At 50.9% G+C, this 23,411-nt stretch carries 24 protein-coding genes and 1 tRNA gene; 10 read left to right on the plus strand and 15 right to left on the minus strand.

The genetic code is table 11. The features are described from left to right. The first annotated feature begins 537 nt into the window (after positions 1–537). The gene (locus tag OGV85_RS02615) at positions 538–2,259 is read left to right on the plus strand and encodes a SulP family inorganic anion transporter (RefSeq protein WP_003036604.1); all 1,722 of its coding nucleotides are present in this window, start codon (positions 538–540) and stop codon (positions 2,257–2,259) included. A 219-nt stretch (positions 2,260–2,478) separates the two neighbouring features. On the opposite strand, the gene OGV85_RS02620 is transcribed toward OGV85_RS02615, so the two are convergent. The 7 genes from OGV85_RS02620 to aspA all read right to left on the minus strand — a co-directional run bounded on the left by OGV85_RS02620 (position 2,479) and on the right by aspA (position 10,434). Further along, positions 2,479–4,140: a fatty acid--CoA ligase gene (locus OGV85_RS02620; RefSeq protein WP_061547595.1), complete on the minus strand. Its 1,662-nt coding sequence runs from the start codon at positions 4,138–4,140 to the stop codon at positions 2,479–2,481. 439 nt (positions 4,141–4,579) lie between these two features. Beyond that, positions 4,580–4,655, minus strand: a tRNA-Phe gene (locus tag OGV85_RS02625). Between the two features lie 152 nt (positions 4,656–4,807). Continuing rightward, on the minus strand, positions 4,808–5,383 hold the full coding sequence (locus tag OGV85_RS02630; RefSeq protein ID WP_003025441.1) for a transcriptional regulator: 576 nt from the start codon (positions 5,381–5,383) through the stop codon (positions 4,808–4,810). A gap of 36 nt (positions 5,384–5,419) precedes the next feature. Then, a complete protein-coding gene (locus tag OGV85_RS02635; protein ID WP_061547594.1) occupies positions 5,420–7,129 on the minus strand; it encodes a protein-disulfide reductase DsbD in 1,710 nt (569 codons plus the stop codon). Beyond that, positions 7,105–7,452, minus strand: coding sequence for a divalent cation tolerance protein CutA (gene cutA, locus OGV85_RS02640; protein ID WP_003025447.1), 348 nt, complete (start codon positions 7,450–7,452; stop codon positions 7,105–7,107). Before cutA ends, OGV85_RS02635 begins: the two co-directional genes overlap by 25 nt. A gap of 128 nt (positions 7,453–7,580) precedes the next feature. Further along, positions 7,581–8,882 (minus strand): anaerobic C4-dicarboxylate transporter DcuA, encoded by a 1,302-nt coding sequence (dcuA, locus tag OGV85_RS02645; protein ID WP_003025449.1) that lies wholly within the window; start codon positions 8,880–8,882, stop codon positions 7,581–7,583. A 115-nt stretch (positions 8,883–8,997) separates the two neighbouring features. Next, a complete protein-coding gene (aspA, locus tag OGV85_RS02650) occupies positions 8,998–10,434 on the minus strand; it encodes an aspartate ammonia-lyase (protein WP_003025452.1) in 1,437 nt (478 codons plus the stop codon). Between the two features lie 338 nt (positions 10,435–10,772). Here aspA and OGV85_RS02655 point away from each other — a divergent pair, with 338 nt between their 5' ends. Next, a complete protein-coding gene (locus tag OGV85_RS02655; RefSeq protein ID WP_003025457.1) occupies positions 10,773–11,249 on the plus strand; it encodes an FxsA family protein in 477 nt (158 codons plus the stop codon). Between the two features lie 49 nt (positions 11,250–11,298). On the opposite strand, the gene yjeH is transcribed toward OGV85_RS02655, so the two are convergent. Continuing rightward, positions 11,299–12,564, minus strand: coding sequence for an L-methionine/branched-chain amino acid transporter (gene yjeH, locus OGV85_RS02660; protein WP_003025460.1), 1,266 nt, complete (start codon positions 12,562–12,564; stop codon positions 11,299–11,301). A 275-nt stretch (positions 12,565–12,839) separates the two neighbouring features. Between yjeH and OGV85_RS02665 the strand changes: the two genes are divergently transcribed. The 3 genes from OGV85_RS02665 to OGV85_RS02675 all read left to right on the plus strand — a co-directional run bounded on the left by OGV85_RS02665 (position 12,840) and on the right by OGV85_RS02675 (position 15,311). Continuing rightward, complete coding sequence (locus OGV85_RS02665) at positions 12,840–13,133, plus strand: co-chaperone GroES (RefSeq protein ID WP_000027827.1); 294 nt, start codon at positions 12,840–12,842, stop codon at positions 13,131–13,133. Positions 13,134–13,176: 43 nt separating this feature from the next. After that, positions 13,177–14,823, plus strand: coding sequence for a chaperonin GroEL (gene groL / locus OGV85_RS02670; protein ID WP_003025464.1), 1,647 nt, complete (start codon positions 13,177–13,179; stop codon positions 14,821–14,823). Positions 14,824–14,957: 134 nt separating this feature from the next. Then, complete coding sequence (locus OGV85_RS02675; RefSeq protein ID WP_003025468.1) at positions 14,958–15,311, plus strand: DUF4156 domain-containing protein; 354 nt, start codon at positions 14,958–14,960, stop codon at positions 15,309–15,311. 179 nt (positions 15,312–15,490) lie between these two features. Here OGV85_RS02675 and yjeJ read toward each other — a convergent pair whose 3' ends face one another. Both yjeJ and epmB read right to left on the minus strand, forming a co-directional pair. After that, positions 15,491–16,354: a YjeJ family protein gene (gene yjeJ, locus OGV85_RS02680; RefSeq protein WP_061547592.1), complete on the minus strand. Its 864-nt coding sequence runs from the start codon at positions 16,352–16,354 to the stop codon at positions 15,491–15,493. Positions 16,355–16,538: 184 nt separating this feature from the next. Then, positions 16,539–17,567, minus strand: a complete 1,029-nt coding sequence (epmB, locus tag OGV85_RS02685; protein WP_003844987.1) for an EF-P beta-lysylation protein EpmB — start codon at positions 17,565–17,567, stop codon at positions 16,539–16,541. 41 nt (positions 17,568–17,608) lie between these two features. On the opposite strand from epmB, the gene efp reads away from it, so the two are divergent. From efp to ecnB, 3 genes are all read left to right on the plus strand, one after another. Beyond that, positions 17,609–18,175 (plus strand): elongation factor P, encoded by a 567-nt coding sequence (efp, locus tag OGV85_RS02690; protein WP_003025478.1) that lies wholly within the window; start codon positions 17,609–17,611, stop codon positions 18,173–18,175. A gap of 57 nt (positions 18,176–18,232) precedes the next feature. Further along, positions 18,233–18,367, plus strand: coding sequence for a lipoprotein antitoxin entericidin A (ecnA, locus tag OGV85_RS02695; protein WP_003830568.1), 135 nt, complete (start codon positions 18,233–18,235; stop codon positions 18,365–18,367). A 107-nt stretch (positions 18,368–18,474) separates the two neighbouring features. Continuing rightward, positions 18,475–18,621, plus strand: a complete 147-nt coding sequence (gene ecnB, locus OGV85_RS02700; protein ID WP_003025482.1) for a lipoprotein toxin entericidin B — start codon at positions 18,475–18,477, stop codon at positions 18,619–18,621. A 30-nt stretch (positions 18,622–18,651) separates the two neighbouring features. Here ecnB and OGV85_RS02705 read toward each other — a convergent pair whose 3' ends face one another. Then, positions 18,652–19,251, minus strand: coding sequence for a helix-turn-helix transcriptional regulator (locus OGV85_RS02705; protein WP_061547591.1), 600 nt, complete (start codon positions 19,249–19,251; stop codon positions 18,652–18,654). Positions 19,252–19,507: 256 nt separating this feature from the next. Between OGV85_RS02705 and sugE the strand changes: the two genes are divergently transcribed. Next, positions 19,508–19,825, plus strand: a complete 318-nt coding sequence (gene sugE, locus OGV85_RS02710) for a quaternary ammonium compound efflux SMR transporter SugE (RefSeq protein ID WP_000118520.1) — start codon at positions 19,508–19,510, stop codon at positions 19,823–19,825. Here sugE and OGV85_RS02715 read toward each other — a convergent pair. Both OGV85_RS02715 and OGV85_RS02720 read right to left on the minus strand, forming a co-directional pair. Continuing rightward, positions 19,822–20,355, minus strand: coding sequence for a lipocalin family protein (locus OGV85_RS02715; protein ID WP_003025522.1), 534 nt, complete (start codon positions 20,353–20,355; stop codon positions 19,822–19,824). The two genes, sugE and OGV85_RS02715, sit on opposite strands and share 4 nt — an antisense overlap. 92 nt (positions 20,356–20,447) lie before the next feature. Beyond that, positions 20,448–21,593 carry a class C beta-lactamase CMY-84 gene (locus OGV85_RS02720; protein ID WP_061547590.1) on the minus strand — a complete coding sequence of 382 codons (1,146 nt, stop codon included), beginning with the start codon at positions 21,591–21,593 and terminating at the stop codon, positions 20,448–20,450. A 131-nt stretch (positions 21,594–21,724) separates the two neighbouring features. Here OGV85_RS02720 and ampR point away from each other — a divergent pair, with 131 nt between their 5' ends. After that, positions 21,725–22,600, plus strand: coding sequence for a LysR family transcriptional regulator AmpR (ampR, locus tag OGV85_RS02725; RefSeq protein ID WP_003025533.1), 876 nt, complete (start codon positions 21,725–21,727; stop codon positions 22,598–22,600). A gap of 42 nt (positions 22,601–22,642) precedes the next feature. On the opposite strand, the gene frdD is transcribed toward ampR, so the two are convergent. Further along, positions 22,643–22,999 carry a fumarate reductase subunit FrdD gene (gene frdD / locus OGV85_RS02730; RefSeq protein WP_003025535.1) on the minus strand — a complete coding sequence of 119 codons (357 nt, stop codon included), beginning with the start codon at positions 22,997–22,999 and terminating at the stop codon, positions 22,643–22,645. A 10-nt stretch (positions 23,000–23,009) separates the two neighbouring features. Beyond that, entirely contained in the window at positions 23,010–23,405 is a 396-nt protein-coding gene (gene frdC / locus OGV85_RS02735; protein WP_003025537.1) for a fumarate reductase subunit FrdC, read from the minus strand. Positions 23,406–23,411 lie beyond the last annotated feature (6 nt).

Consider the following 23,411-nt stretch of genomic DNA (forward strand, 5'->3'; position numbering starts at 1 on the left):
CAGAAGTGAAACGCCGTAGCGCCGATGGTAGTGTGGGGTCTCCCCATGCGAGAGTAGGGAACTGCCAGGCATCAAATAAAAGCGAAAGGCCCGGTCGAAAGACCGGGCCTTTTGTTTTATCTGTGGTCTGTCGGTGAGCGCTCTCCTGAGGAGGACAAATCCGCCGGGAGCGGATTTGAACGTTGCGCAGCAACGGCCCGGAGGGTGGCGGGCAGGACGCCCGCCATAAACTGCCAGGCATCAAATAAAGTGAAGAAGCCCATCCTGACGGATGGGCTTTTTTGCGTGTGTGCGGGGTAAAACCGCCGGGCTGAACGTATTGTGCAGGCCTGATAAGCGCAGCGCATCAGGCAGATCACGACACCGCACCATCGGGTGCAAAGCAATATCCAGAGCCTGCATAACACAAGCCATTCTGCGGCATACGCGATAAACACCCAATCTGAATTATCTGTATTACCTCCCGAAAATATCAGGATCTCCTGCGGCAGTTACGTGTACCTTTATCTATTAGTAAGGGTCAATCCGGAGAATAAAGTGTTCGGAAAAATGGTATTAAACTACATGCCGGGTCTAAAAAATTTATTAGCGTACGATAAAAGCTGGCTAAAACATGATGTTAAAGCCGGGTTATCCGTTGCTGCCGTAGCACTACCGGTTGCGATTGCTTACGCTGAGTTGGCGGGAGTCGGGGCTATCGTCGGGTTATATTCCTGCGTTTTGCCAATGCTAGCTTATGCACTGTTTGGTTCTTCCCGCCAATTGATTGTTGGCCCTGATGCCACGACCTGCGCGGTAATTGCGGCAGTAGTGGTTCCTCTTTCTGCCGGAAATCCAGAACTCCACTGGCAGTTAACAATCGTCATGACCGTGATGATGGGAGGATGGTGTCTACTTGCCAGTAAGTTTCGCCTAGGTGCGCTTGCTGATCTGCTTTCTCATCCCATTCTAACGGGGCTGCTTAACGGCGTTGCCGTGACGATTATTGTCGGGCAACTCGGTAAGGTGCTGGGGATTACGCTTGATGAAGAGCAAGTGATTGAGAAGATTATTGCCCTGCCAGGCCGACTCTCAGAAATTCATTTATTAACCTTAGGGATCTCCATCCTAACGTTAGCGATTTTAATAGCTATCAAAACGTTTCGTAGCCAATGGCCAGCACCGTTAATTGCAATTGTGATAACAACGGCGCTGGTATGGGTCACATCTGCACAGCAGTATGGTATTGCCACTATTGGGGGATCGGGCTTCCAGTCTGGTTTGCCTGTTGTTCACTGGGGCTCATTTCAGCCTGGTCTGGCGCGTGATTTATTGATCCCTGCGCTGAACCTGGCATTAGTCAGTTTTGTTAGCCTGATGCTAACCGCTCGCAGTTTTGCCGCGAAAAATGGATACGAAATAAATGCTGATGCTGAGTTCAGGGCTTTGGGTGTTGCGAATTTGATGTCTGGCTTATCTCAGGGGTTTGCGATTAGCGGAGCCGATTCCCGGACTGCGGTAAATGACTCCACCGGAGGGAAAAGTCAGCTGGTTTCCGTTGTTGCAGCCTTAATCATCGGAATTGTCGTGGTATTTTTCACGCAGCCATTACAATTTATTCCGGTATCTGCATTAGGCATTGTTCTAATTTATGCATCGTGGTCATTGATTGATTTACGCGGACTCTGGAATCTGAGGCGAAGAAATAAACCCGCATTTCGCCTGGCGTTCTTCACTTTTGGCTGTGTTCTGATTATTGGTGTTATTCAGGGGATCGGCCTTGCGGTATTGCTGGGTCTGTTGCAGTTCCTGCGCACAGTTTTTCGTCCTACTGAACACTTATTGGGAATTGACGAAAATGGGATGATTCACTCATTAGGTAATTCAACTGATGTGAAAATGATCCCTGGCGTGTTGATGTACCGATTTAACTCACCGCTGACCTATTTTAATGTGGCCTATTTTAAGCGCCGCGTTTTGAATTTAGTCGATGGTGCAGTACTACAACCTAAATGGGTGGTCATTGACGCCGTTTCTTGCTTTACCTATTCAGATATCAGCGTCCTGGCAACCATTAATGAGTTAAAACGGGACCTGAAGGGGCGGCAGATTAAGTTAATTCTTGCGGGCCGGAAAACGGAGTTAACACGCTGGTTTAAAGAGAGTCGACCGACAATGAAGGACGACGACATGATTCTGGCACCAGACCTTTATTTGGCGCTGCGGTTTATTCAAAGCAAAGAAAGCATGAGTGATGGTGAATCTGGCGTTGTTGAATAAAGCAGATTTAGGTAAATAATCAGGATGGATGGAAGGCGCTGAGGACGGGTTTTCGTCCAGCAGGACCTGACATCGACCAGAACCCTATGTTGCTAAAGGGGGGATCAGCATCCGCCCGGGGACGGTGAGTTCCCCGGCAGAGCATTGATATCGGCAAGCTACCTGAAATATAAGCAGTGTGACTGTTGTTAACCTTACGCTGTGAATGCGACAGATCGCTTAAATGATATCCTTCCCATTGCTGGCTTCGAGCTCCCGAATCAGACGCTTGTTGATCTTGCCAACGCTGGTTTTGGGAATATCCGGGACTATCCTTATCTGTCGTGGGATCGCCCATTTAGTGATGTGGCCGCGGTCGACGAATCCTTGTAGATGTGTCGCTATGGCTTGCGGCTCCAGGTCCTCCCCTTCCTTGCAAACCACCAGAGCCAGGGGGCGTTCGCCCCACTGCTCATCAGGTATCCCGACGACGGCTACCGACCTGACCGCCGCGTGTGAGCTGATGAGGCTCTCCAGCTCCAGCGTGCTTATCCACTCACCACCCGTCTTGATTACGTCTTTGATGCGATCCTTGATTTCCACTATCCCATGGGGATCGATAGAGGCTATGTCGCCGGTGTGCAGCCAACTGCCATTCCATAGCTCAGCCCCTTTCTCGGGCTCCTTCAGGTAGCCCTGAGTCAACCAAGGGGCTCGCACCACTATTTCGCCCAGGGCTTCTCCGTCGTGCACCACCTCCCGACCTTCGCCATCGACGATACGCAGATCCACCAACGGGACAGGCAGGCCGGTCCGAATCCGCAGGGGTAACTGTTCATCCATGGGAAGGGCCAGCTCGGCATCGCTTAAGTGGGTCATACAGAGCAGGGGACAGGTCTCAGACATGCCATAGCCGGCGTGAATGCGTATGCCCCTATGGTGGGCCTGTGTCGCCAGTCCAAGGGACAGTGAACTGCCACCCAGTAACATCTTCCATCCTGACAGATCAGTCTGCGTGGCTTCTTCGCACTCAAGGATCATCTGCAAAATGGTTGGCACACAATGCGAGAAGGTCACACCCTCATCGTGATAAAACCGCACCAGTTTGTTGGGTTCGTAACGACCGGGGTATACCTGCTTCACACCCAGCATTGTTGCGACATAGGGAGCGCCCCAGGCATGCACGTGGAACATAGGGGTGATCGGCATGTAGACATCGTTCGATCGTAGCAGCGACTGTCCCTCGTGGGCTGCCAGGAGACCCAGCTCATTGAGCGTGTGCAGGACCAGCTGGCGATGGCTGAAGTAGACTCCCTTGGGATTGCCCGTGGTTCCAGTGGTATAGAACAAGGTAGCTATCGAGTTTTCATCGAAGTCGGGGAAGTCAAAGAGTTCTCCCGCTGCGGCCAGCAGGGTCTCATATTCCCCTAGCACCGGTAGGCTGGTCGCCTTCGATTCTTCGTCGCTAAGCTGGATGTATCCCCGGATAGTGGTCAGCGTCTCTGCCAGTGACTCGACAACCGGCAAGAAGTCGTCGTGCACCAGTACCAGGTTATCCTCGGCATGATTCATGGTGTAAGCGATTTGGTCCGCCGAGAAGCGGACGTTCACCGTGTGCAGCACGGCACCAATCATGGGTACCGCGAAGAAGCACTCGAGGGCACGATGGCTGTCCCAATCTAGCAAGGCGACGGTGTCTCCAGGCATGACACCGGCCGCTGTCAGCATGTTTGCCAGGCGATGAATGCGCTGTTTGAGGGTACGATAGTCGTAACGGAGCTTATCGGCGTAGACGATTTCTCGCTCGGGATGAGAACGCCCACCCGACAGCAGTAAGCTCTTGATCAGCAACGGATAGGCATGGGCCCCCTGCGCTGACTGTATGATTCTTGTTTTCACCATCCAGATTCCTCGTTGACTCACTATTTGCTCGGTATGATGGCAATTGTAGATGAAGGTTGGTTTTTACTCCCTGGCGTTTGCTTCAGATGTCGAGGCGGAGACCAGTTCCAGCCCCTGGGGATGAATGTGCGTACCTTGCAACGCGATCGGGTTATTCGCTACCTGCAGAATCCAGGCTACTCTATGCCCAGTTCCTTCACCCGCTGGTTCAGTGCCCAAGGTTGTTCAGATAAATTACTCAAATCTGGCCTACGGTTAAGCACGCCAGAAAAAGAGGTGTTCCTGATACCGCTATATTTTTTGCAGTACCATCGTGGTCTCACTGAAAGGTTTAGCTGGCGTGATGAGGTAGGGTAGGAGTCGCTGTGGACAGAACGATCAGAAATCTAGCAGAACCCTAAAAGCAAAAAACCCGCCATAGGCGGGTTCTTCTGAATAGTGGTGCCCGGACTCGGAATCGAACCAAGGACACGGGGATTTTCAATCCCCTGCTCTACCGACTGAGCTATCCGGGCAACGGGGCGCATTAAACCGTATTCACGTCTGTCAGTCAATCAAATTTCTGGAAACATTGTTCAACCGCTTAATATTGCGGCAATCTGCATGGTTATGCCTGAAGTTTGCACAAATCTCCCCGACAGATGCGGCTAAAACAGATAATGCTCGCTTAGGTCAGCGCACCGCCCATTCGGCACTGGGCAAAGCGTAGGATATCTTCGGCCAGGTGGTGTGCCGTTTCGACATCAGCATGACTACGATTAACCAGCATGCGGCTCAGGCAGCCTTCCAGCACCAGTTCCATCTGTTTGGCGACCATTGCCGGGTCGTCAACTTCCAACGTCGTGAGCAGTTCATGGGTGAAGTCATGTGCTGCCTTTTTTTGCTGATCGGCTAACTGATGGATCGGATGCCCAGGATCGGGGTAAAACGTACAGGCGGCGATGAACAGACAGCCGGGATAGCGATTATTGCTCACGCATTCGGACAGTGCAGTGTAGCGCGCCAGTAATTTCTGCTCAGCGCTCAGGGTGTCATCCAGCAAAAGCTGACGCCGCCAGATATCCACCCGCTGGCTGAGGTAACGTAGCGCATCGTACAGAATGGCCTCTTTATCGGGCCAAAAGCGCTGCAGTTCATCCAGAGGATAATCGATACGTTCGGCCACCATTTCCAGCGTGGTATTGGCTATCCCTTGCACCTCAAGTAATTTCAGGGCTTCTCCCAGGACATCTTCACGTTGCACGGTATTCTCCTCCGTATTTCCTGTTGCAAGTGTCGCTCACGGTTGGCGATCGCGCAAATGTGCGCTGAAGGTCGCGGCATCCATAAAACCCGTTACCCTGGCCTCCGGATGTTCTTTTCCCTCGGCATCAAAGAACAAGATAGTCGGCAAACCTAAAACCTGTAGATGTTTCAGCAGAGCAACATCCTGGGCATTGTTTGCTGTCACATCCGCTTGCAACAGCACCGTGTTGCCTAGCGCTTGCTGAACCTGCGGATTACTGAACGTGTACTTTTCAAATTCCTTACAGGCTACACACCAGTCGGCATACAGATCCAGCATGACTGGCCTGCCTTTAGCTTGCTCCAGCGCTTGATTTAACGCATCTACCGATGCCACCGGCGTGAAGTTAAGGTGTGCCTGGGTTTGAGTATGCGGCGCGCCGAACGCCCAGTCTTGCAGTGGACGCACGCATACCAGTGCTGCGGCTAACAGGACAATCTGCACGATACGCATCCAGGCGTGCTTTGCCTGCAGGCTGGTAATGAACGCCCAGCCAAAGAACGCGACGCCTAACAGTGACCATAAGCGAACGCCCCACTCGTCGCCAACGATACGTTCGAGTAAGAAGACGGGAAGCGCCAGAATGACAAAGCCAAAAGCGGTTTTGACATGTTCCATCCATGGGCCACTTTTAGGCAGCAGGCGGTTGCCAAATACGGTAATTAGCATCAGGGGGAATCCCATCCCCAACGCATACAGATACAGCGTGCCGCCTCCCAGCCACATGTTCCCGCTCTGAGCGATATACAGCAAAATCGCGCTTAGCGGGGCCGTTGTGCAAGGAGAACAGATGAGGCCAGCAATCGCCCCCATCGCAAAGACGCTGCCGGGAGCTCCGCCTTGCTGGCGGTTACTCATTAGCGTGAGGCGCGTTTGCAGCGATGAAGGCAGTTGCAGTGTGAACAGGCCAAACATCGACAGAGCCAGCAGCGTAAAGATGACGGCAAGGCCAATCAGGACGTAAGGATGTTGTAGCGCGGCCTGGAACTGTAAACCGGCGGCTGCAACAACCAAACCCAGCGCGGTATAGGTGAGCGCCATCCCTTGAACGTAGATAAACGTCAGCAGCAGTGCCCGTCCGGTTGATAAGCGTTGCTTGCCGCCCAGTACGATCCCGGAAATCAGCGGATACATCGGCAGTACGCAGGGCGTAAACGCGATGCCTATTCCGATCAGCAATGCCCACAGAGCGGTAAAGGGAAGTTGAGCCGCGGGCTGCGGTTTCTCTTGCGGATCGACAGTGGCTGGCACCGGCGCAGGTGTCGCCTGGATATCGGCAGACACTTCACTTAATGGCACCGTTTTTGTTTCTGGTGGATAGCAAAATCCGGCGTCGGCGCAGCCCTGGTATGTGATCGTTAATGTTGCGCCAGACTTAGCCTGATTGACCGTGATCGGGATAGTCAGTTGTTTACGGTAAATCTCACTTTTGCCGTAAAACTCATCTTCATGCCAAACGCCTGGCGGCAGTTTTATCTCGGCAATATCGGCCTGAGATGGCGTAATGCTTATCTGTTTGCGATATAGATAGTAGCCATCTTTAACCTGCCATGTGAGGTTCAGATCGTGTTGGTTTTGCTGAAAATCAAAAACAAACGCCCGATCGGCAGGTACAAACTGCGAGCGGCCAGGCGCGTCAAATAATCCGGCAAAGGAAGATGTGCTGCACAGCAGCAGGATCAGCGTAAGGATGCGTTGAGCCATGAGCGGTAATCAAAGTCTCCGTGAGTGACGGGTAAAACCAGAAGTTCAGGCGTTTGATACGGATGATGTGACTTCAGGCAATCGAGAAGGGCTTGCTGGTGTGTGACGGTGGTTTTTAAAATCATCTGGACTTCATATTCCTGTTCCAGTTTGCCTTCCCAATAGTAGAGGGAGGTCGCACCGGGTAGCAGGGTCACGCAGGCAGCCAGCTTTTCCGCCAGCACTTTGGCGGCGAGATCCTGGGCGGTTGCTTCATCCGGGGCGGTACAGAGCACCACAACGGTATCGGGGATGGAAATATCCTGACTCTTTACATCAAGCATAAACACCTCGAAAGAACAGAGTAACCAGCAAAAGAATGGTCACTATACAACGGACGAGGGAAGGATGTTAGTTAAAGCGGGGTGGGGAGTAGGAACTGCAGGGCGCCCAGGCACCCTGCAGGAAAAACTTACAGCATGAAGCTGCCCAGCAAGAAGCCGAAGCAGACAGCCAGAACCACACCCAGAGTACCAGGGATGAAGAACGGATGGTTAAAGACGAATTTACCGATGCGGGTTGTACCGGTGTCATCCATCTGAACCGCCGCAACCAGAGTTGGGTAGGTTGGCAGAATGAACAGGCCAGAAACCGCGGCGAAAGACGCAACAGCAGTCAGTGGGGAAACGTTCAGAGCCAGAGCCATCGGCATCAGTGCTTTAGCGGTTGCAGCCTGAGAGTACAGCAGCGCGGAAGCAAAGAAGAAGATGACCGCCAGCAGCCACGGATGACCCTGGATTACGCTACCTGCAGTATCTTTGATCCAGTCAATGTTGTGAGATACGAAGGTATCACCCAGCCATGCAACACCCAGGATACAAATACAGGCGCTCATACCGGCTTTGAAGGTGCTGGAGTTCAGGATGGAGTCAGTTTCAACGCGGCAGACGATCGTGGTCAGCGTCGCGACGCTCAGCATGATGATCAGGATTGCGTTGGTGGTGTTCATCAGCGGTTTAGCGACCAGGCCAAGGCTTGGGCTGTTGATGATGGCGTAAACAACTACGCAAACCACGCCCAGCAGGAACAGCCAAACGGAGGTTTTCGCGCCAGCTTTGATTTCAACTTGTCTTTCACCGCGCAGTTCAACCAGGCCTTCTTCCAGACGCTTACGATAAATCGGGTCGTCAGACAGTTTGGAGTTGAACAGTGCGGTGATCAGGAAGGACATCACCAGAACGGCCAGCAGGGTGGACGGAATGACCACGGACAGCAGGTGAATGTAGCTGATGCCATGACCTTCCATGACGGAAGACATGTAAACCACGGCTGCGGAGATTGGAGAAGCCGTAATCGCAATCTGTGCAGAAACCACTGCGGTAGAGAGCGGACGGCAAGGCTTGATACCTTGTTCCTTCGCAACTTCAGCGATAACCGGCAGCGTTGCCAGAGAGATGTTGCCAGTACCGGCAAAGATAGTCAGGAAATAGGTCACGATAGGTGCAAGGATCGTGATGTATTTCGGGTTCTTACGCAGCAGTTTTTCAGTTTGATGAACCAGATAGTCCAGACCACCTGCAATCTGCATAGCTGAAATGGCAGCGATAACCGCCATGATGATGGAAATAACATCGAACGGGATATTACCGGGTTTTACGCCGATAGCGGCAAGAACCAGAACACCCAGCCCACCTGCAAATCCAATACCGATACCCCCAAGTCTGGCACCTAAAAAGATTGCCAGCAAAACGATGATAAGTTCTAAAACTATCATATTAGCCTTCCTTGTTGTTTAACAAGTTGATATTAAATTGTTGTTTTTAAGTAACTTCGAGTAAGAAAAAAGGCACGTCATCATGACGTGCCTTCTCCGGTACTACCCTACACGATTACTGTTCGCTTTCATCAGTATAACGTTTTGCTTTATAAGCAGGGTGCATCAGGTTCTGTGCAGAGAAGATATCGTCCAGTTCAGACTCGGTCAACAGACCGCGTTCCAGGACAACTTCACGTACGCTCTTACCAGTTTCGGCACAAATTTTACCGACGATGTCGCCGTTGTGGTGACCGATGAACGGGTTGAGGTAAGTAACGATGCCGATGGAGTTGAATACAAACGCTTCACAGACTTCTTTGTTAGCAGTGATACCACTAACGCATTTTTCCAGCAGGTTGTAGCAAGCGTTGCTCAGAATGTGAATGGATTCAAACATTGCCTGACCAATGACCGGCTCCATTACGTTCAGCTGCAGCTGACCAGCTTCAGATGCCATGGTAACAGTGATGTCGTTACCGATGACTTTGAAGCACACCTGGTTTACGACTTCCGGAACAACCGGGTTCACTTTAGCTGGCATGATAGAAGATCCAGCCTGCAGTTCCGGCAGGTTGATCTCGTTCAGACCCGCACGCGGACCAGAGGAGAGCAAACGCAGGTCGTTACAGATTTTGGACATCTTCACAGCCAGACGCTTCAGTGCGCCATGCACCATAACGTATGCGCCACAGTCAGAAGTTGCTTCAATCAGGTCTTCTGCCGGAACACAGGCGAAGCCAGTGACTTCAGCCAGTTTCTGTACTGCCAGCGGAGAGTACTCTTTCGGCGTGTTCAGACCAGTACCGATTGCTGTTGCGCCGAGGTTAACTTCCAGCAGCAGCTCAGCGGTACGCCCAATGTTTTTCACTTCTTCTTTCAGCAGTACGCTGAAAGCACGGAATTCCTGACCGAGAGTCATCGGTACAGCATCCTGCAATTGGGTACGACCCATTTTCAGGATGTCCTGGAATTCATCGGCTTTTTTCTCAAAGCCTTCACGCAGCTGGTTCAGTGCATCAATCAGTTTGATGATGGATGCGTATACAGCGATACGGAAGCCAGTTGGGTATGCATCGTTGGTAGACTGACATTTGTTAACGTGGTCGTTCGGGTTCAGGTACTGATATTCACCTTTCTGGTGACCCATCAGTTCCAGACCGATATTGGCCAGAACTTCGTTGGTGTTCATGTTGACGGAGGTACCCGCACCACCCTGGTAAACATCTACCGGGAACTGATCCATGCATTTTCCGTTATTCAGGACTTCATCACACGCCGCGATGATGGCATTTGCCACACTCTTAGGAATGGTTTGCAGCTCTTTGTTGGCCATTGCCGCTGCCTTTTTAACCATTACCATACCGCGAACAAATTCAGGAATATCGCTGATTTTGCTGTTGCTAATGTAGAAGTTTTCAATCGCTCTCAGAGTGTGGACACCGTAGTAGGCGTCCGCTGGAACTTCCCTGGTACCCAACAAGTCTTCTTCGATACGAATGTTGTTTAACATGTGAACCTTCTTTTTCAAGCTGCCAATGATTTGACTAAACACACAGGATATATGTGATTTCGATTGTTTCTCGACCGACGATTATCCCCTGCATCGGTCTGATACCCGAGATCATATGCTGGTTAAGGATTTCTACCGTAATCTGGATCACTTAAAGCGTGGAATTTACCCCTTATTTATTATTCTGTGAAATGGATCACCCCTTTGTGATTAACCCTAAATATTAGTGTACAAGCCACTTGAAATTTTGCTAACCACCACAATATCAAATCGATGCGATTAACATAATTTTTCGAACAGAAGTTGAACAAAACGGCTGTTATTAACAGGAGATCCCTTTGCGCTGGATACCATTACTTGCCATTTTTCTCTATGTTTACATAGAGATATCTATTTTTATTCAGGTTGCCCATGTGATGGGCGTCCTGATGACGCTGATTTTGGTTATTTTTACGTCGGTTATCGGTATGTCTCTGGTTCGTAATCAGGGATTTAAGAACTTTTTACTGATGCAACAAAAAATGGCTGCTGGTGAAAGTCCGGCTGCAGAAATGATCAAAAGCGTATCGCTGATTATCGCTGGCCTGCTGTTGGTGCTGCCTGGCTTTTTCACCGATTTCCTCGGTCTTCTTCTTTTATTACCCCCGGTGCAAAAACATCTGACGATGAAACTGCTGCCACATTTACGTTTTTCGCGTATGCCTGGCGGTGGTTTTAGCGCCGGAACCGGTGGCGGTGAGACTTTTGATGGTGAATTTCAGCGTAAGGATGACAAGCGCGACAGCATCGAACATAAAGACGATCGTCGGGATTAAGCCTCAGTATGTAGGCCGGATAAGCGTTAGCGCCATCCGGCAAAAGTGTTTATAGGCCGGATGATGGCGTCAACGTTGCCTTATCCGGCCTGCGGGGTAAAAACAGCCACAGCCCTGCCAGCATAATCAATGCGTACAAACTCTTCCAGCCGACCATTGCCAGTAGTAGTAGGCACAGCAGACCACCAATGATTGCCAGTGCGCGGTAATGCCCTTTCAGTAATCGACAACCCGCCAACATGCACAGCAAATAAATCATAATAAAGATGCCGTTGGCGTAGACGATTAACGCATCGAGATTGATTTGCAGCATATAGATACACAGAGTACTGACTACGCAGCAGCCTAAGACGGCGTTTAGCGCATTGCGCGGAAGGTGGCGGGGGGACAGGCGAGCCAGATAACTCTCAGGCTTATACTGCGCTTGCGACCAGACCAGTCGAGCGAAACTTTGAATATAAATGTTGAGGCTGGCAAAACAGGCCAAATAACCAATGATGCAGGCGACCCACAGTGCCTGTACACCAAACAGTTGCACGACGATTTCTGGCAGCGATGCTGCGGCGGCCATTTGCTCGCCGTAGGCACCAAAATGGAGAACGACGACGGTGCATGCCCAATAAACAGATCCAGCCAACAGCAGGCCAATCATCAGCGCGCGTGGGAAGTCTCGTTCCGGATTTTTGAATTCAGACGCCAGGTGAGCAAACGCTTCGAGGCCAACAAAACACCAGAACATCACCGACAGCGCGGCGAACAGACCGGGGAGTTCAATATCGCTAATTGCAGGGAAGGGGATTTCGCCTGGTTTCAGATCGCCCGCCCACCAGATAGCAACAATGAGGGCAACAATCAGTCCGGCAATGACCGTTTGCAGATTAGCGCTTGAGCTTGCGCCGCGGGAGCCGATGTACCAAACCAATGCCAGCGTACCCAGCTCAGCCAGCAGAAGCTGCTCGTCATGCCAGCCAAACATCGCCTGACCGAATCCGGCGGCGATGTGCAATGCCGCAGGCAAGCCGACAGGAATGACCGACAAAAATAGCCATCCGGTGACGCGCTCCAGTCGTGAACCAAAGGCCATGCCGACAAAATGCGCCACACCGCCTGCGCTGGGGAAATGACGACCCAGTACGGCGAAGACAATCGCCACCGGAAAGACCAAAACAATCAGCACCGGCCAGGCCCACAGGCTGTTATTGCCAGCCACCAGCGCAGCCAGCGCGGGGACGGCGAAAACGCCTGTACCTAACAATGATGTCGACAACAGGCCAACGCCCTGAGCCAATCCCAGCTCTTGTTTCAGTCCGCTCATAAGTGGTTATCCGATTATGCCCATTGACCGGGCTACAACGCAGATTTTTGATGGTATCACAATCGGATTTGCTTATGACGACGTGACTGAAATCGTTATGGAATGTGAGGCAGGTCGGCATTTTGACGGGATTTTCTGCTGATAAAAAATTTTTTTCGCTTGCCCCCTTGAAGGCACAAAACCCCATCCCCATCTCTCTGGTCACTAGCCGGGAAACCGTTTACGGGCCGGCGTCACCCATAACTGATAAAGACTTTCTCAAAGGAGAGCTATCAATGAGTATTCGTCCGTTACATGATCGTGTGATCGTCAAACGTAAAGAAGTTGAATCCAAATCTGCTGGCGGCATCGTACTGACTGGTTCTGCAGCAGGTAAATCAACTCGTGGCGAAATCATCGCTGTCGGTAAGGGTCGCATCCTGGACAACGGTACCGTACAGCCGCTGGACGTGAAAGTCGGCGATATCGTTATTTTCAACGATGGCTACGGTGTTAAATCTGAGAAGATCGACAATGAAGAAGTGTTGATCATGTCTGAAAGCGACATCCTGGCAATTGTTGAAGCCTAATCCGCGAACGACACTGAACATACGAATTTAAGGGAAAGAGAAAATGGCAGCTAAAGACGTAAAATTCGGTAACGACGCTCGTGTGAAAATGCTGCGCGGCGTAAACGTACTGGCAGATGCAGTGAAAGTTACCCTCGGTCCAAAAGGCCGTAACGTAGTTCTGGATAAATCTTTCGGTGCACCGACCATCACTAAAGATGGTGTTTCCGTAGCACGTGAAATCGAACTGGAAGACAAGTTCGAAAACATGGGTGCGCAGATGGTGAAAGAAGTTGCCTCTAAAGCGAACGACGCTGCAGGTGACGGTACCACCACCGCAACCGTACTGGCTCAGTCCATCATCACTGAAGGTCTGAAAGCCGTTGCTGCGGGCATGAACCCGATGGATCTGAAACGTGGTATCGACAAAGCTGTCGCTGCTGCTGTTGAAGAACTGAAAGCACTGTCCGTACCGTGCTCCGACTCTAAAGCTATTGCTCAGGTTGGTACCATCTCCGCTAACTCCGACGAAACCGTAGGTAAACTGATCGCTGAAGCGATGGACAAAGTCGGTAAAGAAGGCGTGATCACCGTTGAAGACGGTACCGGTCTGCAGGACGAACTGGACGTGGTTGAAGGTATGCAGTTCGACCGTGGCTACCTGTCTCCTTACTTCATCAACAAGCCGGAAACTGGCGCAGTAGAACTGGAAAGCCCGTTCATCCTGCTGGCTGACAAGAAAATCTCCAACATCCGCGAAATGCTGCCGGTTCTGGAAGCTGTAGCGAAAGCAGGCAAACCGCTGCTGATCATCGCTGAAGATGTTGAAGGCGAAGCGCTGGCAACTCTGGTTGTTAACACCATGCGCGGTATCGTGAAAGTCGCTGCGGTTAAAGCACCTGGCTTCGGCGATCGTCGTAAAGCAATGCTGCAGGATATCGCTACCCTGACCGGTGGTACCGTTATCTCTGAAGAGATCGGTATGGAGCTGGAAAAAGCAACTCTGGAAGATCTGGGCCAGGCGAAACGCGTTGTTATCAACAAAGATACCACCACCATCATCGATGGCGTGGGCGACGAAGCTGCAATCCAGGGGCGCGTGACTCAGATTCGCCAGCAGATCGAAGAAGCAACTTCCGACTATGACCGTGAAAAACTGCAGGAGCGCGTAGCGAAACTGGCAGGCGGCGTTGCGGTTATCAAAGTTGGTGCTGCGACTGAAGTTGAAATGAAAGAGAAGAAAGCCCGCGTTGAAGATGCCCTGCACGCTACCCGTGCTGCGGTAGAAGAAGGCGTGGTTGCTGGTGGTGGCGTTGCGCTGATTCGCGTAGCGTCTAAAATTGCCGGCCTGAAAGGTCAGAACGAAGACCAGAACGTAGGTATCAAAGTTGCGCTGCGCGCAATGGAATCCCCACTGCGTCAAATCGTACTGAACTGCGGCGAAGAGCCGTCTGTAGTGGCTAACACCGTGAAAGCCGGTGACGGTAACTACGGTTACAACGCTGCAACTGAAGAATACGGCAACATGATCGATATGGGTATCCTGGATCCAACCAAAGTAACTCGTTCTGCTCTGCAGTACGCGGCTTCTGTTGCGGGTCTGATGATCACCACCGAGTGCATGGTTACCGACCTGCCGAAAGGCGATGCTCCTGACTTAGGTGCTGCTGGTGGTATGGGCGGCATGGGTGGAATGGGCGGCATGATGTAATCATGTTGTTCTGAACCTCTCAGAATTGAGAAACCCCTGGGCAGAAATGTCCGGGGGTTTTTCTTTTGGTCATCTTTTTAGTATATGATTCAGCTACGGACATAACGTCCAACTAATTGATCATGGGGAATGACATGCACGTGAAATATTTAGCAGGGATCGTTGGTGCCGCGCTACTGATGGCGGGTTGTAGCTCCAGCAACGAACTGAGTTCAGCCGGGCAAAGCGTACGCTTTGTCGAAGACAAGCCTGGCGCAGAGTGCCAACTGATAGGCACGGCAACCGGTAAGCAAAGCAACTGGCTTTCTGGCCAGCACGGCGAAGAGGGCGGCTCAATGCGTGGCGCAGCAAACGATCTGCGTAACCAGGCTGCGGCAATGGGCGGTAATGTGATTTATGGCGTCAGTAGCCCATCGCAGGGAATGCTGTCCAGCTTTGTTCCTACCGCCAGTGAGATGATTGGACAGGTTTATAAGTGCCCTAACTGATTACACTTCATCCTTCAACCAGCCTCTTTGTTGGATGCGCTGTGAAACCCCAGTCACATAGTTATCTATGCTCCTGGGGATTTTCTTCGCTTGCCGCCGCGATGCAGATTGAATGATTTTGTGTAATAAAGTGGCCTGGACAGACTCATGCAATCGTAGGCCTGATAAGCACAGCGCCATCAGGCATTCTGAGTCTTATGTGCAGACTGAACGCGTAAATGATGCAGTGCTCGCAGGCACTGATCCTGATTGAGCTTTTGCGTCTTATCGCCCGTCAACGTTCTGATAAACACCTGGCACGGTACACCGGCAAGTTTTTTCAGCCGTGGGCTGAAATCGGGCAGACGGCGAGTAATGGCTTCGGCCTCTTTGCTGCCGGAAGCGGCGCGAGTTTTTACTACCGAACCACAGAAATGGGCTTTTCCTTTATCATCCGTATAGCGGTAAATAATCGCCAGATAATGATTAAACAGGTTATGTTTCCATTCGGGTTGTGTATAAGAGTCGTATTCCAGATTGTCGTTTTGCTGGCAATCCACATCGTACAGCGGCAGGAAATCCAGCAGCGATGTAATTCGCAACGCTAAATCCCGCATGCCAGCATTATTTATTGCATGAATAATTGCATGCGCCAACACCTGAATTTGTAATTCATTAACCAGTAATTCATCTGTTTTCCCGTCATGCAACGTCAGAGAAAATACTAAGTTCTCCCCTTTATCATCCACTAACGTCAGTGAATTTATGCGACGGTTAATATCCGCATTCTTTAACTCATCTTCCTGAATTAACGGAATGTTTTCGTGCATCTTTTTGCTGGCTTTGTCACGTTCTTTTTCATATTGCAAACGTGCGTCTTCGCTAAGTTGGTGCTTCATATAGAGCCTGCTCTCGAGCGCGATAAGCAGATCTCTTAGCCCAAGCGGAGAGAGAAAAAACAGCGACTCTTTATTTCTTGGTTCTTTAATCTTCAATGCCAAGGCAACAAATTCATTCTTTTGACGAATAACTCCGGTATTAACACCCTTAATACTTATAGCCATCAAAGGTTCTCCCTAACCATATATTTATTGAAAATCTAGATTTGACTTGATTTATATTTTTTGCAAATAACTAATTGCGCGCTGAGAGTTAAAATAGCACATATTAAAAGTGCGGCTCCACCTGCAGGGATATTAAATAATCGTGATCGATAGTGAGTGTCCGGAATCGGACACTCAATAATGGTTATTGTTGGCGTAACTGCAGGTCCAACGGCGTTTTACTTGGCTCTCCGCCAATTTCACGCGCCAGTTTGGGGACCATGTAACCGGAAACCAGTGTCAGCAGTTCACGCATAATGTGACGTGCTTCATCATCGCTGACCATAAAGTGGGCGGCACCCTGTACTTTATCCAGCACGTGCAGGTAATAGGGCATCACACCGGCATCAAATAGTGCGTTGCTAAGGTTAGCCAGGGTTTGTGCGTTATCGTTCACGCCACGCAGCAATACGCTTTGGTTGAGTAGCGTAACGCCCGCGGCGCGCAGACTACTCATCGCCTGGCGAAACGTCTCATCAACTTCATTGGCATGGTTAATGTGATTGACCAGCAGAATCTGCAGAGAGGAGCGCGCAAAACGTTCGACCAGTCCTTCGGTAATGCGCGCAGGGATCACTATCGGCAAACGGCTGTGAATACGCAGGCGTTTAATGTGCGGAATGGCTTCCAGTTGCGTGAGCAACCAGTCCAGTTCGTGGTCTTTGGCCATTAACGGATCGCCACCAGAGAAGATGATTTCATCCAGCTCAGGATGCGCGGTAATGTAGTCGAGAGCGACCTGCCAGTTGCGCTTATTGCCTTGGTTTTCGGCATATGGGAAGTGTCGACGGAAGCAATAGCGACAATTCACCGCACAACCGCCTTTGACCAGCAACAGTGCCCGATTGCGATATTTATGCAGCAGACCGGGAACCACACTGTGCTGTTCTTCCAGCGGGTCGGTTGAGTAGCCTGGCGCGGCAACAAACTCTTCCTGGGAGGTAAGTACCTGACGCAAAAGCGGATCGTCCGGGTTACCTTTCTCCATGCGGGCAATAAACGCGCGCGGCACGCGCAGGGCGAAAAGCCGTCTCGCATCGCGTCCGGCCAACAGTTTTTCATCTGCGTCTATATTCAAAAGATGCAGAAGTTCATCGGGATCGGTCACAACATCGGCAAGTTGCGATAACCAATCTTCTCTGGATGGGGTATTTAGGGTTACAATATGCGCCATTTTGTGGCTTAGCTACCAGTTAACAATTTTCAGAGGGCCTTATGGCAACGTACTATAGCAACGATTTTCGTGCTGGTCTTAAAATCATGTTGGACGGCGAACCTTATGCGGTTGAAGCCAGCGAATTCGTTAAACCAGGTAAAGGCCAGGCGTTTGCGCGCGTTAAGCTGCGTCGCCTGCTGACCGGTACTCGCGTAGAGAAAACCTTCAAGTCTACTGACTCCGCTGAAGGCGCAGACGTAGCCGACATGAACCTGACTTTCCTGTATAGCGACGGTGAGTTCTGGCACTTTATGAATAACACCACTTTCGAACAGCTGGCTGCTGACGAGAAAGCGGTAGGCGATAACGCTAAATGGCTGCTGGACCAGGCTGAATGCATCGTGACCCTGTGGAACGGTCAGCCGATCTCCGTAACTCCGCCGAACTTCGTTGAGCTGGAAGTTGTTGAAACCGACCCAGGTCTGAAAGGCGATACCGCTGGTACTGGCGGCAAACCGGCTACCCTGTCTACCGGCGCAGTCGTTAAAGTTCCGCTGTTCGTACAGATCGGCGAAGTGATCAAAGTGGATACCCGCTCCGGCGAATACGTTTCTCGCGTAAAATAAGTCTTCCATTTGATCTTATGGCGCAGGTTGCTGCGCCATACTTTTTCCAGGGCAGGAATGATGAAACGTCTTCTCGGTCTTGTAATGCTACTCCTTTTCACCAGCACCCTCCTGACGGGATGCAATACCGCGCGCGGCTTCGGTGAAGACATCAAACATCTTGGCAATTCAATCTCTCACGCTGCCAGCTAATCCTTTCATATAGTCTTAAAAACGATTGTTTATCCATCACACTCCCAGATCTTGTCTATTATTAAGTAGCTATACACAAACAATATTGGCTAGAAAAGGAAGACGTTATGGTTAAGAAGACAATTGCTGCGATCTTTTCTGTGTTGGTACTTTCTTCCGTTTTAACCGCGTGTAATACCACACGAGGCGTAGGACAGGATATTTCTGAAGGCGGTAGCGCCATTTCTGGTGCAGCGACAAAAGCTCAGCAATAATGAAGAACGGTACGACGTCGTGTCGTACCGTTAATCTCCCTTCCCTGGGAGTGACAGAAACGGCGAGAAGCGGTTCCCCAGGTGCAGTTTCATACGGATATTCCGCTTATAGGTGTAGACCGTTTTGCCATGAATGTTGAGTGCGGCGGCAATGGCATTGTTACTCACACCATCCATCCACATTGATAATACTTTCTCCTCCTGCGGCGTAAGCAAAGGCGTGGCGTTTTTGGGTATTTCTAATGCGGGGCGAACCTGAAGTGCTTCCTGAATTGTGTGGGAGAGTGTGTTCAGCGTGGTGTGCTTGGTCAAGACCGAATGGGCGACGGATTGAGAGGGCGCGATGGGGGCATGCTGTCTATCTGCTGATTGCAGTAAAATCAGTGGGATGACGCCACAACTCATAAAAAAAGGGTTAATTGGCGGACTGGAGTGCGTCTCGCTAATAAAACTGTATAAATCCGCGATCACCAGATGCGGTTTCCATTGCAAAATATGCTCTTTTGCTAACAGGAGATTATTGATTCCTGATACCAGAAATGAAGAGCTGAACCTGCCAGAATGATTAAGCAAGGCCTCTATCCCTGTGCGGGTAAAGTGGCACCGGTCAATCACTAAAATTTTAAGCATAAACGTTTCGCATTCAGAAGAGGGGCAATCGACTTTCCGGTTTCAGAAAGCCCTTCATCATAGAGAACTCCGATGAGTGCCAAATGCGGGAACTACGCCGCTAATTATGCTTAATTCTTGCTTTTAGCAGGCAGTGAATAAAAAGGTTGAAATTCATTTTCTTCCGGGCAAAAATGCCATTTCACACATCAGTTTTGTAGGACGACCTGCAAACGCTTCTTTCACCGGGGACGGCCCCATTGTTCTGGAGCCTGATATGTCCTGGATCGTTTTATTAATTGCAGGTTTGCTCGAAGTCGTCTGGGCGATTGGCCTGAAATATACCCACGGTTTTACGCGTCTTACGCCAAGCATTATCACTATTGCGGCGATGATCGTTAGTATTGCCATGCTCTCCTGGGCAATGCGCACATTACCTGTAGGAACCGCTTATGCGGTCTGGACCGGCATTGGCGCCGTAGGGGCGGCCATTACAGGGATTTTGCTGCTGGGTGAATCTGCCAGTCCGGCACGTTTGCTGAGCCTTGGGCTGATCGTTGCTGGCATTATTGGTCTGAAGCTGAGCACTCACTAAGCGCCAGGCTGTTTCACCCAAATCAGCTTATTTACCTCAAACCCTTCCCGGGTCGCGATGGCTAACATTTGCTGTTTCATTTCATCTGAAATAGTTGGAGTCCGTGAAAGGATCCACAGGTAGTCGCGATCCGGACCGCAAACCAGCGCGTGACGATATTCCCGGTCGAGTGCAATTACGTTATACCCACCATAGAAGGGGCCGAAGAATGATACTTTAAGCGCGGCCGTGCTTGGGTCGCCGGTGAAATAGGCTTTCCCTTCCGTTTTCTGCCACATCTCCCTGTCAGGGTTATAGCCCTTGTTAATAACGTTGATGCCGCCGTCGTCGCGCAAGCTGTACGTTGCGGTCACTTTATCCAACCCGCGCTCGAAACGATGGTCGAAGCGCGCAATTTCATACCATGTTCCCAGATAGCGTTTGGCATCAAAGTTATTCACCACGGTAACGCCTTTCGGCGGTGTTGGGGAGCTGCAAGCGACAACCAGGAATGCAGCCGTAACTGCAGCAACGACGGGCAGAATGCGCATAGTGTTTTCCTTACTGTTTTTTGTTAAGTGTAGATGACAGCAGGGAAAAAAGAGCAAGAAAGGAGGTCCGATTTACCGGACCCCTCTGTCAGTTATTGCAGTTTTTCAAGAATGCGCCAGGCCGCCTCGACGCGAGCCGGGTTGGGATAGCTTTTGTTTGCCAACATTACGATGCCAAGGTTTTTTTCTGGAACGAAGGCAACGTAGCTGCCAAATCCGCCTGTGGATCCTGTTTTATGCACCCATGAGGCTTTCACGGCAGGTGCTGGCGGGTTTACCTCAACGGCGGGAAGCGCTGCCAATGCCACTTTGCTGTCGCTGCCGTTGATGATCGAATCAGCTTTCAGCGGCCAGTTCAGCATCTCCCAGCCTAATCCCTGGTACATATCACCAATACGCCAGTAGCGAGACTGCGCAAGCTCAATGCCCTGCTGGAGCGTTTTCTCCTGAACGTGGCTGGCGTCCATGTTGGCCTGAACCCAGCGGGCCATATCGATAACGCTGGATTTCACGCCATAGGCTTCGGCGTCAAGTTGTCCCGGAGAAACGTGCACAGGCTTCCCTTCGCGATAGCCCCAGGCATAGTTTTTTTGTTCGCTTTGCGGAACCGTAATCCAGGTATGCGCCAGTTTTAATGGTTGCAGGACGCGTCTGGTCATTGCCTCTTCGTAGCTCATACCTGAAGGTTTCACCGCCAGCGCACCAAACAGACCAATGCTGGAGTTAGCGTAAAGACGCTTAGCGCCCGGAGTCCATTGTGGTTGCCAGTTTTGATAAAAGCGCAGTAATGCGGCTTTATCCGTAATGTCATCGGGGATCTGCAGCGGCAGGCCACCCGCTGTATAGGTGGCTAAGTGCAGCAGGCTGATACCCCGCCACTGTTTGCCTGTCAGTGCTGGCCAGTATTTCGTGACCGGATCGCTGAGCTTAATTTCGCCGCGGGCGATAGCGTCGCCGCCCAACACGCCGTTAAACGTCTTACTGACCGACCCTAGCTCAAACAGCGTTTGCTGCGTGACTGGGTGGTTATTGGCGATATCGGCTTTACCCCAGGTAAAGTAATAAGGTTTCCCCTCGTAGATAATCGCCACGGCCATACCCGGAATAGCCTGCTCCTGCATCAGTGGTGTGATGGTGCGGTTAACGATATCGGCAATTTGTTGTTCTGTTTTTGCGGCAGCAAACGTGGAGAAAGAGGCTGTCAGCAGCAGTGCGCAGCATATCGATTTTTTCATCATGAAATCAGTTCCGTAATTAAAAGCAAAAGGGTGTCCGGGCCCGTCAGACGCAATCAGTGTGTTTGATTTGCACCGTGTTGACAAACGGTTAAATTTAGCAGCAGATATAAGTTTTTCTAACAGGCTTAATGATGACGCGTAGCTATATCCCTCTTAACTCGCTGCGGGCTTTTGAAGCCGCGGCCAGACATCTCAGTTTTACCCGCGCTGCGATTGAGCTCAACGTGACGCATTCTGCCATCAGCCAGCATGTAAAATCGTTGGAGCAGCAGCTGAACTGTCAGCTATTTGTGCGCGGTTCTCGTGGATTAATGTTGACGACTGAAGGGGAAAGTCTGTTACCTGTACTTAATGACTCCTTCGATCGTATGGCGGGGATGTTGGATCGTTTTGCCACTAAACAGACCCAGGAAAAACTTAAAATTGGCGTAGTGGGAACCTTTGCTATCGGCTGTCTTTTCCCGCTTCTGAGCGATTTTAAGCGCAGTTACCCACATATTGATTTGCATATTTCTACCCATAATAATCGCGTGGATCCCGCCGCCGAAGGGCTGGATTATACCATTCGCTACGGTGGGGGAGCCTGGCACGATACCGATGCGCAATATTTATGTAGCGCGCTGATGTCTCCACTGTGTTCGCCAACATTGGCTTCGCAGATTCAAACGCCTGCGGACATCCTGAAATTTCCGTTATTGCGATCGTATCGGCGGGATGAATGGGCGCTTTGGATGCAGGCGGCCGGAGAGGCGCCTCCGTCACCGACGCACAATGTGATGGTGTTTGATTCGTCCGTCACCATGCTGGAAGCCGCTCAGGCGGGGATCGGTGTGGCAATTGCGCCAGTCAGAATGTTCACGCATTTACTCAGCAGTGAACGTATCGTTCAGCCGTTTTTAACGCAGATTGATTTGGGAAGCTACTGGATAACGCGTTTGCAATCTCGCCCGGAGACGCCCGCGATGCGTGAATTTTCCCGTTGGTTGACCGGGGTGCTGCACAAATAAAAAAGGCCCGCCAATGGCGGGCCTGATAATTAACGCATGTACTTAGATGGTCAGAATACCAATCGCCGTTACAACGGTCAGGATAGCTGCCAGTCCGTAGAATACCCATTTGCCAGCCGGCACGTGGATTTTCAGGTCATGCATCGCGTGGTGCATACGGTGTAAACCACACCACAGCGGCAGAACGATCATCAGGAACAGAAACGCACGTCCGATGAAGCTCTGAGCGAATGCCAGTACGCGTTCATAGCTGAAAGCATCAGGAACAAAGCCCAGCGGCAGCATAATGCCTACCAGCAGGATCATTACCGGCGCAATGATTGCGCTCCACATACCGCCTGCACCAAACAGGCCCCAGAATACGGGTTCGTCAGAGCGTTTTGGATTTGGATTAATCATTCCGGACTCCTTACCAGAACAGGGCAACAAACAGTATGACTACTGTAGCAACCACAGTGACTGCCCAGAGACCTTTGATGATCGGCTCTGGCCCCATTTTTTCGTCTTTTACGATGATGTTGGCTGCTTTTGGTGCCAGCTCAAACCAGGTTTTGGTATGCAGCAGCGCTGCTGCCAGGGCGATAATGTTAAGGATTACCACCACCGGGTTTTGTAAAAAGGCGACAAAGCCCATCCAGGACTCTGCACCATGCTTGAGTGCAAACAGGCCGATAATCAGTTCAATGCTGAACCAGACTGCCGGGACTGCCGTGCCTTCACGCAGCATGTAAAAACGATAAAATGGCAGCTTTTTCCACCAGGTGGACGTCATTGGCCGCACATAGGCTTTACGTTTAGTCGTCATCGTGCA

This window comes from Citrobacter sp. Cf132, from assembly GCF_030333885.1.
In the GTDB taxonomy this organism is placed as follows: Bacteria; Pseudomonadota; Gammaproteobacteria; order Enterobacterales; family Enterobacteriaceae; genus Citrobacter; species Citrobacter freundii.

Excerpts from the sequence above, each read along its gene's own strand:
- OGV85_RS02620 (WP_061547595.1), bottom strand. The coding sequence starts at position 4,140 with ATGGTGAAAACAAGAATCATACAGTCAGCGCAGGGGGCCCATGCCTAT.
- OGV85_RS02635 (WP_061547594.1), bottom strand. The coding sequence starts at position 7,129 with ATGGCTCAACGCATCCTTACGCTGATCCTGCTGCTGTGCAGCACATCT.
- cutA (WP_003025447.1), bottom strand. The coding sequence starts at position 7,452 with ATGCTTGATGTAAAGAGTCAGGATATTTCCATCCCCGATACCGTTGTG.
- dcuA (WP_003025449.1), bottom strand. The coding sequence starts at position 8,882 with ATGATAGTTTTAGAACTTATCATCGTTTTGCTGGCAATCTTTTTAGGT.
- aspA (WP_003025452.1), bottom strand. The coding sequence starts at position 10,434 with ATGTTAAACAACATTCGTATCGAAGAAGACTTGTTGGGTACCAGGGAA.
- yjeH (WP_003025460.1), bottom strand. The coding sequence starts at position 12,564 with ATGAGCGGACTGAAACAAGAGCTGGGATTGGCTCAGGGCGTTGGCCTG.
- OGV85_RS02665 (WP_000027827.1), top strand. The coding sequence starts at position 12,840 with ATGAGTATTCGTCCGTTACATGATCGTGTGATCGTCAAACGTAAAGAA.
- groL (WP_003025464.1), top strand. The coding sequence starts at position 13,177 with ATGGCAGCTAAAGACGTAAAATTCGGTAACGACGCTCGTGTGAAAATG.
- OGV85_RS02675 (WP_003025468.1), top strand. The coding sequence starts at position 14,958 with ATGCACGTGAAATATTTAGCAGGGATCGTTGGTGCCGCGCTACTGATG.
- yjeJ (WP_061547592.1), bottom strand. The coding sequence starts at position 16,354 with ATGGCTATAAGTATTAAGGGTGTTAATACCGGAGTTATTCGTCAAAAG.
- epmB (WP_003844987.1), bottom strand. The coding sequence starts at position 17,567 with ATGGCGCATATTGTAACCCTAAATACCCCATCCAGAGAAGATTGGTTA.
- efp (WP_003025478.1), top strand. The coding sequence starts at position 17,609 with ATGGCAACGTACTATAGCAACGATTTTCGTGCTGGTCTTAAAATCATG.
- ecnA (WP_003830568.1), top strand. The coding sequence starts at position 18,233 with ATGATGAAACGTCTTCTCGGTCTTGTAATGCTACTCCTTTTCACCAGC.
- ecnB (WP_003025482.1), top strand. The coding sequence starts at position 18,475 with ATGGTTAAGAAGACAATTGCTGCGATCTTTTCTGTGTTGGTACTTTCT.
- OGV85_RS02705 (WP_061547591.1), bottom strand. The coding sequence starts at position 19,251 with ATGCTTAAAATTTTAGTGATTGACCGGTGCCACTTTACCCGCACAGGG.
- sugE (WP_000118520.1), top strand. The coding sequence starts at position 19,508 with ATGTCCTGGATCGTTTTATTAATTGCAGGTTTGCTCGAAGTCGTCTGG.
- OGV85_RS02715 (WP_003025522.1), bottom strand. The coding sequence starts at position 20,355 with ATGCGCATTCTGCCCGTCGTTGCTGCAGTTACGGCTGCATTCCTGGTT.
- OGV85_RS02720 (WP_061547590.1), bottom strand. The coding sequence starts at position 21,593 with ATGATGAAAAAATCGATATGCTGCGCACTGCTGCTGACAGCCTCTTTC.
- ampR (WP_003025533.1), top strand. The coding sequence starts at position 21,725 with ATGACGCGTAGCTATATCCCTCTTAACTCGCTGCGGGCTTTTGAAGCC.
- frdD (WP_003025535.1), bottom strand. The coding sequence starts at position 22,999 with ATGATTAATCCAAATCCAAAACGCTCTGACGAACCCGTATTCTGGGGC.
- frdC (WP_003025537.1), bottom strand. The coding sequence starts at position 23,405 with ATGACGACTAAACGTAAAGCCTATGTGCGGCCAATGACGTCCACCTGG.